General features: G+C 52.9%; 11 protein-coding genes and 2 pseudogenes. 4 read left to right on the forward strand and 9 right to left on the reverse strand.

All coding sequences use genetic code 11. The annotated features are described in order from the left end of the window. Together Q363_RS47505 and Q363_RS36775 are read right to left on the reverse strand one after the other, a co-directional pair. The coding region (locus Q363_RS47505; RefSeq protein ID WP_483782909.1) for a hypothetical protein at nt 1–108 on the reverse strand (108 nt) is incomplete at its 3' end. A 644-nt stretch (nt 109–752) separates the two neighbouring features. Then, the gene (locus tag Q363_RS36775) at nt 753–3,419 is read right to left on the reverse strand and encodes a malectin domain-containing carbohydrate-binding protein (protein WP_169747117.1); all 2,667 of its coding nucleotides are present in this window, start codon (nt 3,417–3,419) and stop codon (nt 753–755) included. Between the two features lie 135 nt (nt 3,420–3,554). Between Q363_RS36775 and Q363_RS25015 the strand changes: the two genes are divergently transcribed. Beyond that, nucleotides 3,555–3,842 (forward strand): transposase, encoded by a 288-nt coding sequence (locus tag Q363_RS25015; RefSeq protein ID WP_051979290.1) that lies wholly within the window; start codon nt 3,555–3,557, stop codon nt 3,840–3,842. A 36-nt stretch (nt 3,843–3,878) separates the two neighbouring features. Here Q363_RS25015 and Q363_RS25020 read toward each other — a convergent pair whose 3' ends face one another. The 4 genes and pseudogenes from Q363_RS25020 to Q363_RS25040 all read right to left on the reverse strand — a co-directional run bounded on the left by Q363_RS25020 (nt 3,879) and on the right by Q363_RS25040 (nt 8,242). After that, nucleotides 3,879–4,817, reverse strand: a complete 939-nt coding sequence (locus Q363_RS25020) for an alpha/beta fold hydrolase (protein ID WP_084080735.1) — start codon at nt 4,815–4,817, stop codon at nt 3,879–3,881. Between the two features lie 509 nt (nt 4,818–5,326). Continuing rightward, nucleotides 5,327–6,041, reverse strand: a pseudogene (locus Q363_RS25030) (IS6 family transposase). Between the two features lie 22 nt (nt 6,042–6,063). Beyond that, nucleotides 6,064–7,110, reverse strand: a complete 1,047-nt coding sequence (locus tag Q363_RS25035; protein WP_084080736.1) for a geranylgeranyl reductase family protein — start codon at nt 7,108–7,110, stop codon at nt 6,064–6,066. Nucleotides 7,111–7,411: 301 nt separating this feature from the next. Continuing rightward, nucleotides 7,412–8,242: a hypothetical protein gene (locus tag Q363_RS25040; protein WP_035356272.1), complete on the reverse strand. Its 831-nt coding sequence runs from the start codon at nt 8,240–8,242 to the stop codon at nt 7,412–7,414. A gap of 768 nt (nt 8,243–9,010) precedes the next feature. Here Q363_RS25040 and Q363_RS25045 point away from each other — a divergent pair. The 3 genes from Q363_RS25045 to Q363_RS25055 all read left to right on the forward strand — a co-directional run bounded on the left by Q363_RS25045 (nt 9,011) and on the right by Q363_RS25055 (nt 11,266). Next, on the forward strand, nt 9,011–10,060 hold the full coding sequence (locus Q363_RS25045) for a phytoene/squalene synthase family protein (RefSeq protein WP_035356275.1): 1,050 nt from the start codon (nt 9,011–9,013) through the stop codon (nt 10,058–10,060). A gap of 71 nt (nt 10,061–10,131) precedes the next feature. Then, nucleotides 10,132–10,725: a chorismate mutase gene (locus Q363_RS46775; protein ID WP_425387780.1), complete on the forward strand. Its 594-nt coding sequence runs from the start codon at nt 10,132–10,134 to the stop codon at nt 10,723–10,725. Nucleotides 10,726–10,813: 88 nt separating this feature from the next. Continuing rightward, a complete protein-coding gene (locus Q363_RS25055) occupies nt 10,814–11,266 on the forward strand; it encodes an alpha/beta fold hydrolase (RefSeq protein WP_051979293.1) in 453 nt (150 codons plus the stop codon). A 615-nt stretch (nt 11,267–11,881) separates the two neighbouring features. Here the strand turns inward: Q363_RS25055 and Q363_RS25060 are convergent. The 3 genes and pseudogenes from Q363_RS25060 to Q363_RS25070 all read right to left on the reverse strand — a co-directional run. Continuing rightward, nucleotides 11,882–12,865 (reverse strand): proline iminopeptidase-family hydrolase, encoded by a 984-nt coding sequence (locus tag Q363_RS25060; protein ID WP_035356277.1) that lies wholly within the window; start codon nt 12,863–12,865, stop codon nt 11,882–11,884. A 477-nt stretch (nt 12,866–13,342) separates the two neighbouring features. Beyond that, nucleotides 13,343–14,485 carry an NAD(P)H-dependent flavin oxidoreductase gene (locus tag Q363_RS25065; RefSeq protein ID WP_064742722.1) on the reverse strand — a complete coding sequence of 381 codons (1,143 nt, stop codon included), beginning with the start codon at nt 14,483–14,485 and terminating at the stop codon, nt 13,343–13,345. Between the two features lie 84 nt (nt 14,486–14,569). Beyond that, a pseudogene (locus Q363_RS25070) lies at nt 14,570–15,103 on the reverse strand (IS110 family RNA-guided transposase); the annotation flags it as partial.

Here is a 15,103-nt window from a genome sequence, read left to right on the forward strand (position 1 = left end):
GATCAACTCCCGTAACCGGATCACGGTCCAGCAGCATTTGTGAATGGGATCGGCCCCGAGACGGGCCGAGTCGTTGGCATCGGGATAGCCGCAGGCAATCGAGAACACGCGCTGCGCAAACAGATCTCGCAACGAATGATCGACCTTCCCAGCGTGCCGTCATCGCGCAGCCAGCCAGCCATGCCGGATATCAACCCATAGCCCCGCTCGGCCGCCCGCAGCAGCACCGCTCCCCCATCGGAACTGCTCTGACGCTGATCGAAGGCCACCACCGTCGGCTTATCGAAAATATCCGGAAACAACAAACGCTCTGTCGTGCCTAACCTCTGACACGCGAAGGCCTCTTCTGCTTCTTCAAACACTGTCTTGTCAACATGTTTGTAGCAGATGAGGCCTTCCATTGCTGCTCCTTCGTGAATTTTCCGGGCTAGAGCCTTCGTGAGCTATTCACGTGAGTAAAAAGGTAAATCGTCAATGCATAAATGAACGTTTGCATAGCTTGTGTGTTTTGTACGTTAAATTCATCCTCGGCTTTTTTGGGGCATCAGCGACGTTACCTTCGTCCGCGCCGTTGGAACGATGAGCGTCGCCCAGGGCAAGGCAGAAGAGTACATCGCTCCACTGCCGAAACAGGTCGAGGCCGCAGTTTAGATCGCAGCCTTCGGCCACTCGCTTGTCATAAAAGAGGACGCTCCCCAAGGCTGATCATCTCAAGCCCAGGGAGGGTCCTCTTCTATAAAGCAGAGCCACTGTTATGGGTTTACCGGGCCAACATTGTTCTGTTGGCTGGCCGAAAAGCCGGAAACGGACAATGAGAATGCAGTCTGCCCCGGCGCAAGATTATACACCGTATTGCCGAAGAAGAATGCGTTGCCCTGCGCCGGAGAAAAGTCGACCGCTTCGCCGTTCCCTGAACCCACCTCAAAGCCTGTCAAGCTGGGCGCGTTCACCGTGTTGTTGAAGATCTCCGTATTGATCGTGGAGTTCACCAGGACGCCGTTGAACATCGGATTGACGATCGTGTTGCCGCGGAGAATGACGTTGTTCGCCAGATTCGGAGAAGAGCTACCGGTCTGACCGATATTGATTGCTGGATAACGCACGCCGTAACCCAGGCTCCCTCCACGCAGGATTGTGTTGCCTGAGATGAAGGCGGTCTGTAGAGGAGTTCCCTGCGGCCCGAACGTACCGGCGCCTATTCCGGCTTCTTTCACAGCATCCGTCACCAGATTGTTGGCCACCAGATCCAATGTTCCACCATAGACGCCAATTCCGTTCGCCCACCAGGGAGCCACGATGGTGTTATTGATGATCGTGGTGTTCAACATTGGTGTTTGCTGCGGCGTGCCATCTTCGGCACTGTTGATTGCCATGCCATCGTCGCCCGAACCGCGGATGAAGTTGTTCAGCGCCGTCAGATTGGTGCCTCCGTCGTTACCTTGTGCGCCGCTTCCATTGTTTAAGTTGATTCCATCAGCCCACAGGCTGTCCAGGCGGCTGTTACTCACTGTTCCATTCATGCCATCGGCCCAGACTCCTGGCCCTTCGTGCTCGATCCAGACACTGTCGATCAGCCAGTTGCTGCCTTTCATGTTGATGGCATAAGCATCTTGAGTGTTGTTGGTCGCGTTGCCATCGATGTGCAGATTGCGGATGGTGCTTGAAACGGGGACCAGAACATTGTCGTGGGTCGTATAAGGAAAGGGAGGATTGAAGTACAGCGTGCTATACCACATGCCTGCTCCTTCGACGGTGATCTGGTTAGGCCTCAGGTTTATAGATGTGTCGAGGTAGAAGGTTCCCTGAGGGATCCAAACGGACATTCCTTTGCTGGAAGCGTCGGCCATGCAGCGGCTTATTGGTCCGGCGCTGTCCACATTGATGTTGTTTGCCACTGCACCATAGTCTGTAATTGAGAGCGAGTTCGCGGGCTGCGTCAGCGGCGCAGGGGGAGCCTCGAGATCCACCACGTCGATGTTGTAAAACGCGGCAGAGTTGGCGCTGTCTTTCTGCAGCATGATCGTATCGCCGGGCTCGACAGCCGCTCCGGTAATAAAGGCGTGTGTCTCGTCCCAGAACTTGTGCGGAACTCCGTCCGACGGGGTCTTGCTCTGTCCGTCGTACGAATTCTGCGACTCATAGATCCAGCTCTGCTTCGAGTTCACATTTAGAGCCTGACGTAGTGTTCCATTCACATAGAGATCCAGCGTCGAGGTGATGCCTCCTCCGTTGGGCGCATCCGGAATGGAGTATCTTACGTTGATCGCCGTAATTGCGTGTCCTGTATTGTTCGTCCAGCTCACCGACTGCCCGGTCGAAGTCAACTGGGCAAATGCTCTTCCCGAAGCCTCCAGCTGCGGCGTCGTGAACTCTGTCGCCGGAGGAGTCGTTAGCGATACTACCGTCGCTCCGCCTCCTAGCACACCTGCTTCACCCTCATAGGAAACAAATGGGGTCTGTGCTCCAATCACCACCGGAGCGATCTTCCATACCTGTGAAGGCGCATTGGTCGCCTGGGACTGCACAATCGTCCCTCCGTTGCCGCTCGAAGTAGACGTATCGAGCACCAGCCCGCTGGCCAGGTTCTTTAGCTCAAACGCTCTGCTGCCGGTTGAGGTAATCGTCCAGACCTGGCTCGTTTTGGCTTTTGTCGCCACATTCTGTCCAATCTGTGCACCCGATGCCGTCGATCCGGCATTATCCAACGCCAGGCCGTTCGACAGACTCACCAGCGTGAACCGGCCGTTGCCCACTGCGTTGATCTGCCACTGCTGGTTGGTGTTGCCCAACTGAGGAATCCACTGCGTCACCACACCACCGGGAGTCGTCGTGTTGTTATCATCCAGGGCTTGGCCGGTCGCATTGGAGATGACTGTGTAGACCGCGCCCGAGTTCAACACCGCCTGCGGCTCCAGCGCTGGCATCACTTCAATGCCGCTTACCTTGGGCAGATCCGCAGCTCCAGATGCAAACTGAATGGTGATTGTGCCAGAGGCTGAGGCTACTGCCAGAAACTGCCGGGTGAGAGCGACATTCATTCCGCCAGCTTCTGTGAAGATATCAAAGTTGGTAAGTACTTGAACGTCGTTGATCAATACGTTGAACTCGCGTTCATGGGATGCGTTCCAATAGATCTCGGCAAAGTGCAGATTGATTGGGTAGCTCAAACCAGGCGTCAGGTTAGGAATTGTATAGGTGAAGTTACCGTATCGCTCGGATTGATAGACCGCCTGCGGAGCCGGATTCGATACCAGCGTGGTCACAATGGCCGCATTCGTCGTCGAGACCTGTGACGCGCTGAAGTCCGTATCTGCAGACCAGCTGCCGATTGCTGCGCCACCCGCATCAATACGGATTACCGCCGGTGCCGGGCTTTGCGCAAAGGCGCAGAACGACATCATTAAAAGACAAACGGGCATAGTCCGCAATATGCGTCCTGTATTTTCGGAGAAAGATAGCATGTAAAACCGATCCTTTCTAACGTCATGAAGCTCTGTTTGCCGGTTTAGGGGAGAGCACGGGTATAAATGGACTAATGCAAAGACAACGACACCATGGCTTGCCAATCAAAAACACGTGGCGGACCCGATCCGCTGCGCGAACGGCTGAAAAAGCGCGGCACAGAGCTGATCGCTCCCTACCGCAGCAACAACCGTCATCGCCGCTTCGAAGACAAACGCAAGCTGCGCCGATACCGCAAACGCTGGAAAATCGAACGCACCAACGCCTGGCTGCAGAACTTCCGACGCATCCAGGTCCGCTACGACCGCTTGATTGCTGTCTTTCAAGGATTCTTCCACTTCGCCTGCCTCCTCATCACCTTGAGGCATTTATGCAACTAGCTCTAGTTAAGACGGTTTGACTGGCTGTCCTTCGAGCTAAAGCTGTCCCTTCGAGCTAAGTTGCAGCTGTAGTATGGAAATGATGGCATCCGGCACTTCATCCGCTAACCAGTGTGATTTTCCTGGTAGCTCGAAGAACTGGTATGGACCGGTGCAGCAGCTGGCCACGTTCAGCGCTGCTGTTCTCCCATAATATGCGTCAGCATTACCCCATACGAATGTGGTTGGCACAGTGATGGGGGCTTGGGGAGTAGAGTAATTGATCGCCCGATAATAGTTTATCGGACCAGTCAGCATTGAAGAACTCTGCATGAATCGAGCGATATAAGAGTCCACGACAGATTCGGCAAGTATGCCTTGATAGGCCATCCGCAAACCGGCTCCGTTGTTAGCTAATAGAGAGTCCTCCGGGCCTCGTGGAGGAGTATTCTGAAAGTACATGCTATAGGCCGATTTGCTTTGCTGATCCGGATCTGTTTGGAGGGCCGACACCAGAGCGTTTTTAGGCCCGGTGCCCAATGCCGTCAGAGTAAGAACTCGCTGCGGATACTGTGCGGCCACTGAAGAGGCGGTCCAGCCTCCCCAATCTTGACCTAAAAGGTGGAACTGTTCATACCCAAGAGCGTCGGCAAAGGCCAATATGTCAGAGACAAGGTAGGCATCAGTGTATAACGATGGATCTAGCGGTTGCGCTGCCACTGAATAACCGCGCGGATTCATCGCAACAGCATAATAACCCATTTGAGCTAATGCTTGGAGGATCGGTATAAGCGACTCCACAAATTCTGGGAAACCTACATTACAAAGTACTAACTCACCACTCTTTGGACCAGCTGTCAGACCGTCAAATGTATAGCTGTTAACATTCAATGTAATATTTTGTACTGAACTCTGGCCCCGAGCCCAACGACTGCCCAAGCTCAACATGGCACCAGCTGTCAGTCCACTCTGAATCAGTTTCCTGCGATTTAACATACACTTCCTCTTTCAATAAACCCTGATAGAACTTATCTCTGCGTCTTCTTGAGTAACTCAATTACACGACTAGAACCAATTGGTCAACTAGCGTCAGCACTGTGACTGGCCACCAAAAATTCACTTTAAAGTTAGTGGAAGCTATGCCGACAGAGTGGTCTAATCATGCCATCATTTGTCTATGGTCGCTGTGATCGTAGATAAAGAATCGATGATGTTCTGTAATATGCTTGCGAAATTGGCTCGTGTGAAATATACGTTAAGAAATAAGAAGGATCGAAGGGGAGGATCGGGCTACGAAGCTCTGTCGAATGTGGCTTGGTGGAAAGCGCTCGGGACTCTTCGGAAATCAATATTAGTGCTTTTCAGGGAAGCGAAGCTCGAATGAGCTTCGCTGCTATCTCTTTGCGAATGACTGAGCCATGACAGGTTATGTCCGGGCGGTTTCGTTGCGAAGATTGATTGAGCAGAGGTCGAGAGCGGAACCGTGCTGAATGGGATAGAAATGGCTAGGCAGCGATACCGAACAGGTTCGCCACGAAGCGGGCTTGAGCCCTGACATCGTCCTTTGCCACCCACCTCACTCGTCCTTTCCGAATCATGTTCACCGTTTCAATTCCTTCCAGTGTTCGCCACGCGCTTTGAAACCAATCGTAGCCCTTGGCTAGCCAGGTACGCTTCTTCGCCACCGGTGGTCCTGCTCGATGATGTTTTGAGGTATTTGCGTTGTCGTAACCGCACTCGGCGCGGTAACGTGCCTTCGCGTTTTAGTGCTCTGATCGCAGCCGGGTAAGCTGGATTCTTATCAACATTGATGACCCGCGGTATGGGATTACAAGAAGAGCGAAATACCCTTCGAAAGAATCGCTTCGCGGCAGCCGCATCTCGTTTGGCGGTGAGCAGGAAATCGATGGTCTGCCCAGTGGAGTCTACGGCTCGATATAGATACTTCTCCTGGCCCTTCACCTTGATATAAGTTTCATCCACGCGGTAACTCTTGTTCGTTGCTTTCAGATGTGGGCGACAACGCTTGTTCAACTCCGCTGCGTATGCTTGCACCCAGCGCCATATGCAGCTGGCGTCCACGGCAAGTCCCCGTTCCGCTAACAATTCGGCCACATGCTCGTAAGCCAGTGGATAGCGCAAATACCAACGCACCGCGGTCAGAATTATTTCTCCTGCATACTGGCGCACCTTGAACGGCTGCGCAGCAGTAATCGGCATCCCCTTACCTTACCAAATACGCTCACTCAAACTTCGCAATGGAACCGCTCACGCCAGGAGTAGAAAAGCAAAGGTAACCCCATTTCAGGTTGCCGTAAAACCAGTGGCCCACCATCGAAGCCACCGCCAAATCTCTACGGAGTCTTTTACTGTTGTCTCGAAACCACAAGTTTGCCGGCCCTAGACCTTTCAAATCCATGTCGATCGCCGCCGCTGCTGCCTGACCGCTCCGAATTGCCTGTGATATACCTTCTCCCGTGAAAGGATTAACAAATCCTCCAGCGTCTCCTACGAGAAATACTCTCGTATTCCCCACGATATGTCGTGACGCTCCAAAGCCAGTATATTGACCGACAACCTGCATCGGTACTGATTGGAAGTTGCGGCTTTTGATATATCTACCGAGCCTCTCGCGATCGATTTTCTCATCCTTTGCATAAGAGTAAAGCCCGACGTTGAGGTGATCACCTTTCGGGAATACCCACCCGTATCCTTTTCGTATAGGTGAAAGGTCAAAGGTAAGTTCGTATCGTTCTACGGTATTGCAAGGGATTCTAGCCTCGAGTGCAAAGCCCCGCCAGAACCAGCCATTAGGAGGCTCAGTGAGCGTCCTAACTCGACTGTGGACTCCGTCGGCTCCGATGACAAATCGCGTGTAAAGTGCCTCTCCATCCAACTGAATCTCGACAACATTCGCAGACTGGCGGACGGACTCCAGCATACGAATACGTCGGAATTGTGCTCCTCGTTCCAGCGTCTTTGTAAAGCAATAGTGATCGAATGTTTCGCGAACAGTCATAAAGCAATGATCTGTACGCTTCCTCACTATTCTGCCACGGTGCAAATGTAGTTCCAAGCGCACGTCGCGGAAGGCCCTCTCAATGATTGGCCGCACAGAATAACGCAATGACCTAATGGCGGTTAGTGTTATTCCTCCTGCGCATGCTTTCTGGCGAGGAAACTCGGCACGGTCAATTAGCAAAATGTCCCTTCCAGCCGCTGCAAGATCATACGCCGCTGCGCAGCCACCCGGCCCCGCTCCTATTACCACCGCATCCCAAACTTTCACTGACTACACCCATTCATCACTGCCCTCACATCTAGAACACATCTCAGATTCACTTTCGCGGAAAACAAGATAGAACCAAAGTCATTGTCGTTCCTTGGACTGCCCGATGATTTGTACCGGAGATAGTTCGGCCCAAGCTCTGACATGCGACTCGCAAAAACGTTTCGAAAAAGCAGACAAGTCAAATGATAGACAGGCTAGACGTAGTGATTCCTTACGCGCAAATCTCTCCACAACTTAGTTGCGTCAAATGGCCCAGTGCCATAAATCATGGTTGATGCCATATAGGAATGATGGTCTATCACAAAGGAAGAGTGAAGTGCACACCGGGCGCAGTTAGAAAAAGAACTCCCAAAACAATTACTGCCAAAACCAATGCACCGGCACAGAAGGGAATTATGTCTTTCTCGTTGGTTCCAATACTGGATCTGCGCGCGACCGGAGCGATAAACGCCAAAATGCCCTGACCAATAAGACTTGCTGGAATTACTGAAATCGCGAAGTAATATGCAGCATGAGGAAGACGAAGCCCTGCTAGGCAGAAACCTATTGTTCCAGAGAAATACGGAACTAGTGCCAATCGAGTTAAGCTTTCCGAGAACTCACCAAAAAACTTCGCGAAGAACCTCACTTCCCAAGCGCATGTGGCTACTCCGAAGACTACCTCCACAGCTCGGAGGAGTCCTTGATGTGGCCATTGTTCTATCACACCCTTCCAGTCACCGACATTTGCCACCCCCGAGAAGGCAATATAACTGAAACCGTGAAAAATGCCTATCGCCGCAACGAGCCAGAGAAAAAGGCGCAATACCGGATTCGCTCTATCGCGAAACGCTCGATAAACGAGCGGGTAAAGGAGGATGCCGAGTAGTATGGTCGATAGCGAACCCGCAGCATCGACTACACGGGATGCTGTAGCACTACTTGGCAAGAGCCCATCCGTCGAATCCAACGACGTCGAGGTAAGCACGAAATGTCTCGCTCCGTACAGATAGAGTGCTAAACCGTGACCAAGAAGTTCGTGCCACATACCGACCATGTAGTAGGCAAGAAATCCAACCGCTGCAAGTGTGAAACAGTTGTGATTGCTTAATGGCATCTCCGGTCGAGCGGCCTTAGGAGGATAGGACATTCACAACTTCCTTTCTAATTTGACTGTAGACTTCCTGTGCGCCATCGAAATTATTCTTCTGGATAGATTTCGTCAGGAGGAGCGACATTACTTGCCCTGTTGCCTCACCCCTCCCGCGATGACGTTCTCGCTGCTATTACTCCTGGCTTCCCGCACTCACGCGTGGAGATCTCATATCAGCGCTTATTGAATACCTCATTAAGCCGGATCCGAAGGTTACGTGTTCCTGACCGCGTGAGCAGGGGTGCACATATTTGGACGATTTGGAGCAACGGGACAAGATTGACTTTGAATTAAAGCTATGAGCAACTGACATACCAAGCTTATTGCGTCTAACCATCATGCTAGGTCACGCTAAGTTATTTCTGCTCTGCAGAATTTATCGTCGTTCTCTCGTCCCGAGTTTATATTTCATACAGGACACTCGTTCATTTGCCCCGTTACTATGAAGTTTAAAGGAAGAACGGTGACGCATAGTTATCCGATACCACCATTCTTTGTCTGTTGTGACGAAATTTTCACGGGTCTGACCGGCTTTTCTGGGCGGCAATCCGTTTTTACCTCAGTACTTCGCCCGTTGATCTTCGTCAGCCTTTCGATCTGCTGTCTGTGGGGTCCGAGCTTGCTGGCCTGACGTCTGGCGGACAAGGCGTGTGGAATCCGCTCACGTTCGTTGCCGCGCTATACTGTCCAGATACAACCGGCGACTTCGGCATTATTTCCGGGCGATCATAGTCCTGCCCATCAATACACTGATTACAAAATCCTGTGACTAATACGGCTTCGGCCAGCCTTCTCGGTCCTCTATTAAAGAGCGTTTCACGCTCGTTCTATCTCACGCTACGGATCTTGCCTGGCGGCATGCGCGAGCCGATTGCCCTTGCTTATCTGTTGGCACGAGCAGCGGACACTATCGCAGATACAACATTAATTGCACGCGAAAAGCGATTGGAACTGCTTTTGTCATTTCGGTCGCAGGTGAATACTGTCCCCGACTGGGAAGCACTGAAACGGATTGATGTCGAAGTCGCGAAACAGCAGCAGGATTCCAACGAGAAAGTGCTGCTGGAATCCTTGGGGTCTGCTCTGTCCTTACTCTCCCGGCTCGGGAAAACCGATCGTGATGCTGTTCGGAATATCGTCTCGACGCTTACCCTGGCGATGGAATTCGACTTGAACACCTTCCCGAGTGAATCATCAGGACGTCTCGGTGCGCTCAAGGAATATTCTGAACTCGATACCTACACTTATATGGTGGCGGGTTGCGTAGGCGAATTCTGGACTCAGATGACCGTTGAACAAGTTCATGCCACATATGCTGCAGGGATTGAAACAATGATGCAGCGCGGCATCCGATTAGGCAAGGCCCTGCAGCTAACGAACATCCTTAGAGACTGTGGAAAGGATCTCCTCATCGGTCGGTGTTATCTGCCTGAAGAAATGCTCGGACGAGCGTCGCTTACTCCCCAAGACCTGTTGAAGCCTGGAACGCCTCTCGCTGCTCGACGAATTCTTCTTGAACTAGTCACCAAGGCCCTTGATCACTACAGAGAAGGCCTCCGCTATGTGCTGGCTTTGCCTCGGCCCATGGTTCGTCTCCGGCTGGCCTGTTTGTGGCCAATCCTCATTGGCTTGGAGACGCTACTCATCCTTATACACAATGACCTTTGGCTTGAGCCCACGAAGGCGTCGAAACTTCGGCGCATCGACGTGTACAAACTTGTAGCCTGCTCGATACCCGTAGTCGCATCAAATGGCCTAATTCGTTCTTGGGTGGAAAGGCTAGTCGCAGAAATTGAGGTGAGTATGAAGCAGTAGACAACGTTGTCACGAGTCAAAAGTTAGACCCGCCGATGGATGAACAGAAACGTGTTTGATGCGCTTTGATATTGGAGTGTCGGCGAAGCAATCATCGATTTAGTAGAGGAATTGAAAATTATGACAAAATCCTGGGCAGAAACGTCTGCGAAAATCCTTCAGAACTGTTACGACCATTAGTCAGAGCCTCCGCTGAACGGATTGATCTGGCTCGACAGGTTGCGTTGGCTAAATGGGATAGTGAGGCAGCAGTAGAAGACCTCGTGCGAGAACAGCAGGTCATCCAAGCCGTGGTCAAAGTGGCGCCTCAACGGGGACTTGACGAATCATTTGTAGCCAATTTCTTTCGAGGTCAGATCGAAGCAAATAAGACGGTTCAATACGTACTATTGGCGGACTGGCATCGAGTTGGACGAGCTCCCGTCCATTCGCTAATTAATCTAGGAGCGACCGTACGCCCGCAACTAGATGCGTTGGAGACAGAGATTCTGGATAACCTCAAAAATGTTTCGGATATGCGAGAATCCCCAAACTGTCAGGCCGCACTCGCAACAGCTGTGGGAGTTTACCTGAAAAGGCAGAAAGACCGAACGGACAATTTGGACGCAATTGCCCTCGACAGATCGATGGCGTCCTTTTGTGCGGCGCCAGTAGCGAAATCATAAGTTCTTCCTGGTAGCAAACTCCTCCCCTGATGAGCGAGGAGTTTGCCGAAATGCTACTAAGCAAACTTGCACAGTTCCAGCAGATCCCATGAAAACCTATACACGGCCTGGTCTAGCGGATGCCGTCATCGAACTACTCGAACGGATCGGAGTAGCACAGGCAGCCGTATTTAGTTGGTCTTTCGGCGGCCATATCGGTATTGAGATGATGACTCGCTTTCCGGGATTGTTGGGACTGATGATCTCAGGATCGCCGCCTGTGAGCCAACATGCCATGGTTCAAGGATTTCATTCTCTACCGCAGATGGGAGCGGCCGGAAAGGCGGTCCTTTCTCCCGCCGAAGTTGAAGCCTTCCTCTTCGCGATCTTCGGGGATTCAGCAGAACCATTCCTTCGCGATGCGGTTATCCGAACTGATCCTCGTTTTCGCAAGAGATTATTTGACGCGGCGCCGTCTGGAGCCGGTGTGGATCAGCGCGAAGTCGTCGAGAGCAGTCCTATACCGCTCGCCGTAGTGAACGGTATAGGACAGTATCGTTAACCTCGATTCCTTCGACACCGTCCAGTATGCGAATTTATGGGAGGGGAAATGTTATCGACTGCCTGGACTTCAGCGTTCCCCGTTCTGGCAATATCCGCATCTCTTTATTTTTGCCGGCACAGCCGACGGAATGAGCCGGTAATCGACTGGGCCGTTGTGAAATCGTCGCCGACGCTGGACATCTCGTCTTGATCGATCAAGCCTCGCGTTTGTACCAAAATGATCCTAGACTTCCTTTGCTCCACCTAAACCGCGAATCGCAGGACTGCACCCCTCTAAACGCACGATCTCGCAACACCATAGATGCTGTACGGGCGTTCGCCGATCTGTTGGAGAGCGGCCTGACACGGCGCCTGCTTAGCCATCCGGCAACAGCGGACGCTTCGTTGACGGATCATGCAAGCTGATCGTCGCCAGTGGACCCGCCCTGTGCTCGGCATCCCGGAGCCTTCTGCGGCATCTCCCCGAACCTCGACGAACAGGCCGGCTACCTTCATGTGCTCAAAAAGGGGAAGACTGACGATCACTCACTCCAACGCTCGAGCGATCGTCGTCGATACCCCGAGCATCGTCTTGCTTCCATGCCAAGTAGCTGCGGATCCTCACTGTCGGGATTTAGCCCTGTAAGAAAGTGAGCAAGGCACGGAAGTAGTTCTGTTGATCGTCATACATGGCGAAGTGGCTACCGGTCTCCGAGATCCACGATTGTCCATGCGCTACCAGTGTTGCCATCTTTCGCATGTCTTCCGGATCCATCTCATCGTAGCGTGCACCCATGGTTAGGGTTCGAACCTTGATCTTCGGCAGATCGGCCCAACGATCCCAACCTTTCATCCGGCCACTGGCTTCGAATTCACTTCGTCCCTGCAGAACGTTATAGACATGTTGATTCCATCCATCCAAACTGCGCTGCACTGGATCAGGCCAGGGATCGAGTCGGCAGATGAAGACCTTGTAGAGTTTCTCGAAGAGCAGCTTCTGATATGCAGGATCGTCGGTCTTATTGGCGTTCTCATAGTGTTCGAGTTCAGCGCGCACACTTTCCGGGAACTGCGACCGGATCTTCGATACATGTTTTACAAACGCCTCGCTGCTCGCGGCCATGTTCGAAATCACCAGGCCCTTTAAGTGCTGTTGATACTTCAAGGCATACTCAATCGCAAGGAGGCCACCCCAGGAATGCCCGAGCAAATAGAACTGATCCAAACCCAGGCCTTGACGCACTGCTTCTACCTCATCCGTGTACCGTTCGATCGTCCAAAGACTAGGGTCGTTGGTCTTCTCTGAATTGGTTGAGTCAAGCTGGTCGTAGTAGTAGAACTCAATTCCATTGGGTGGAAGAAAGTCTTCGAATCCCTCGAAATACCGATGATCCGCACCGGGACCGCCATGCAGAAGCAACACCTTGGTGCTTCCGGAGCCAACCTTTTTGGTCCAGACCCAATGACCTCCGCCAATCTCGATTCGTCTTGAACCGCCCACGTGCACCGTATCCGGCGAGGGTAGCCTTATGTCTTTTGTCGTCGCAGATGCTACACGCGGTCTGAGAGTCGCTGCTGCAGTCATTGCACCAAGTGAGAGAAAACTCCTACGCTTCATAAGGTCAGTATTCCTTTTATCCATAGATGTTTAACCCCTTTGATCGTCATGTATTCCCCTTTAGCCTCGTGTTTCGAAGGCTTCCTCTCGTCTGGAGGCACGTATGATGCCGTGCATCGGGGCCCCGAAAACGTTCAATCCCTGATAAGCAAGTATTGGATCGACGCCAATCTTTGGCCCACTCTGTCGCGAATCGTTGCCATACCCGGTTAGGGCCGCTTCGGAACCCGTCCGATTCGATGGTCGAGGTCGCTTGAATCCTCCCAATATCCTGCTCCCCATTGAAAAGAGAGTGACTTGGCGGGATTGTCTGCTAGAAATCCCAGGCCGCCGCGTCCTGCAAGTTTTTTGAACCAGATGCCACGTGGAACGTGTTGGTCGGAGGCAGAGCCTTATCCGGATCCTGCAGGCTCCAACATGTCCCGTGCGCTCGACCGGCGGCTAGCGAGAGCGAGAGACTGACATACCGACCCTTTGCTAGCGCCGCCGGCTTCGCGAGAGCACTGTGAACTTCGCGAGAGCACTGTGAACATCCGCTGATGCCCTGGTCCGGAGCAATCTGAGCCTCTTTAGCGTCTCTGCCGCTAATTGTTTGGTCAGCTCTGTTGCGGGAAGCTCCCGATTTAAACGAGCGGCTTGGCCTGACCACAACGGAGTGAAGTCAGCGGATCCTGCCATCTCGGATTTCGCGCGGAGCGGCGCTAGAGCGGCGGCAGCTAGCGGAAACTCCGGGGCGACATCGGACGTTGGTCCGACCTCTCGCATAAGGCGATTCCCGATCGCACGTGCTGGACGGCCCGTGAATACGTTGGTGATTGCGGTCTCATTGTCCTTCGCATCTTTTAATGCTTGACGATAGATCGGGCTGATCTGAGCCTCAGGACAATGCAAGTAGGCCGTACCGATCTGCACCGCCGAGGCACCAAGAGCAAAAGCTGCCACAATGCCGCGCGCATCGGCGATACCTCCGGCGGCGATGATTGGCACTTTAACCGCGTCAGCCAACTGCGGCACCAGCGCCATCGTACCGACCTGGGTAGAAACATCCTGCGTGAGAAACATGCCCCTATGCCCACCAGCTTCATGACCCTGGGCGACAATTGCGTCGCATCCTTCATCCTCAAGCCATCGGGCCTCGTCTACAGAGGTGGCCGAGGACAGAATCTTCGCGCCTGTTGCTCGCACGCGCAGGAGCAGATTCTTGTCCGGAAGACCGAAATGGAAGCTGACGACCTCCGGATGGAACTCCATAACGAGGTCGCACATTTTGTCGTCGAAAGGAGCTCGGTTGGTGTTCGGAAAGGGACTATTGCTATCAAGACCCAGTTCGACGAAGTAGGCATCCAAGCGTTGTCTCCAGCTCATTTCGCGAACGCGGTCGTCTCGCGGCGGCTGGTGACAGAAGAAGTTTGCATTGATGGGGCGCGATGTCTTTCGGCGGATGGCTTCAAGCTCCTTACGCGCCTGTTCCACGCTCAACAGGGCACAAGCAAGTGAACCGAGCCCTCCCGCTTGCGCAACAGCGACGACCATATCGGAAAACGCCGATCCAGCCATCGGTGCCTGAATGATTGGCACCTCAATACCAAAAAGATCGAGAATACGATTATCGGGCCACATGTTGTCTCCTCGAATGAGATGATTCGTTAACTCTAGTTAGGATTGGAACAAGGGAAGAAGATGAGTAGTTGTACGAGACAGCTATCCTTTGTCTATGTTGGCTGTCAGCTCTACTTCCTGGTTCAGATCGACCACCCGCTGTTCAAGATCCTTCCACTCATTCCAAAGTTGAGCCAGCAGGTTCCGCATACGCGGAGTGAGATCTTCCTCGGCGTTCTCGAGGATCTCGGGCATGCGCTCGCGCAGCCTGGCCGGGCTCTTTTGCGAATACCAGACCCCGCTCCAGCAGGAAGGCCCGCAGCTGGTTGATGACTGAGGTTCTTCGCGCGATCAAACGATCGCGCACACGATGCAATGCCTGCAGATCCAGCTGGTCGTCTGTTTTGATCGGAACAAATCGCATGTTCTCCCGATCCACAGCCTCAGCAATGGCTTCCGCATCCAGGAAGTCGTTCTTGTTCGACTTCACGAATGGCTTCACGAACTGGGCCGGGATCAGCTTCACATCGTGGCCTTGTTCTCGTAAAGTACGGCCCAGGAAGTGCGCCCCGGAACAGGCCTCCATCCCGATCAAAGAGGTCTGCATGTTCGCGGTGAAGGCAATCAACTGCTTCTGGG

Source organism: Edaphobacter aggregans DSM 19364 (genome assembly GCF_000745965.1).
GTDB lineage: Bacteria > Acidobacteriota > Terriglobia > Terriglobales > Acidobacteriaceae > Edaphobacter > Edaphobacter aggregans.

Bases quoted from the DNA above. Each gene is read 5' to 3' on its own strand.
- Q363_RS36775 (WP_169747117.1), bottom strand. From the start codon at position 3,419: ATGCCCGTTTGTCTTTTAATGATGTCGTTCTGCGCCTTTGCGCAAAGC.
- Q363_RS25015 (WP_051979290.1), top strand. From the start codon at position 3,555: ATGGCTTGCCAATCAAAAACACGTGGCGGACCCGATCCGCTGCGCGAA.
- Q363_RS25020 (WP_084080735.1), bottom strand. From the start codon at position 4,817: ATGTTAAATCGCAGGAAACTGATTCAGAGTGGACTGACAGCTGGTGCC.
- Q363_RS25040 (WP_035356272.1), bottom strand. From the start codon at position 8,242: ATGTCCTATCCTCCTAAGGCCGCTCGACCGGAGATGCCATTAAGCAAT.
- Q363_RS25055 (WP_051979293.1), top strand. From the start codon at position 10,814: ATGAAAACCTATACACGGCCTGGTCTAGCGGATGCCGTCATCGAACTA.
- Q363_RS25060 (WP_035356277.1), bottom strand. From the start codon at position 12,865: ATGAAGCGTAGGAGTTTTCTCTCACTTGGTGCAATGACTGCAGCAGCG.
- Q363_RS25065 (WP_064742722.1), bottom strand. From the start codon at position 14,485: ATGTGGCCCGATAATCGTATTCTCGATCTTTTTGGTATTGAGGTGCCA.